Source organism: Rahnella sp. CJA17(1/100) (genome assembly GCF_963881615.1).
GTDB classification, from domain to species: domain Bacteria; phylum Pseudomonadota; class Gammaproteobacteria; order Enterobacterales; family Enterobacteriaceae; genus Rahnella; species Rahnella aceris.
Window position 1 is genome coordinate 1 of record NZ_CAWOJA010000056.1, and the last position, 489, is coordinate 489.

The 489-nt window shown below is 41.7% G+C and carries 1 protein-coding gene and 1 pseudogene; both read right to left on the reverse strand.

From position 1 onward, the window contains the following. A pseudogene (locus tag AACU55_RS25795) lies at positions 1-106 on the reverse strand (heavy metal translocating P-type ATPase metal-binding domain-containing protein); the annotation flags it as partial. Positions 107-132: 26 nt separating this feature from the next. Then, positions 133-489: FixH family protein (locus AACU55_RS20610; RefSeq protein ID WP_134707162.1), on the reverse strand; the 357-nt coding region annotated here is incomplete at its 5' end.

Sequence of the window (489 nt, forward strand, 5' to 3'; positions counted from 1 at the left end):
CTATGATTGTCTGGGCTACGGTTTTGCAACCCGGACAACACATCGGTCGAATCGACCCTAAGATTTTTACTTTAAAATCCGATTCCGCTGGTACATCTTCGCCGCTGTGATAACAGGATTCTCACATAAGCTTTAATTCGTTAGTTGAGTAGGAGTATCAATAGGGAAGTTCATGCGACCTTGCACTAACCATTCAGAATCATTCGGAGAAAGCTCAATAAACCAAGGTCCTTGCATTTCGTGATCCAAAGTCATGGTGTAGTTGCCTTTCGCATCCGCTGTCAGTAGTTGAGTAAAATCGCGGTCAGGCAGTGTTCTGTGAACAAACATTGCGTTAATCGCAGGGAAGTGATCGAGTTTACCTTTCTCAAGAGTAATGATAACGGAGTTACCTTTCTCGTTAACTGAAGCTGAAAGGCCGAGTTCCTTTGCAATATTTACTTTTGAAATATCGACATTAATGCCTTTTCCTTTTTTATAGTAATCCTC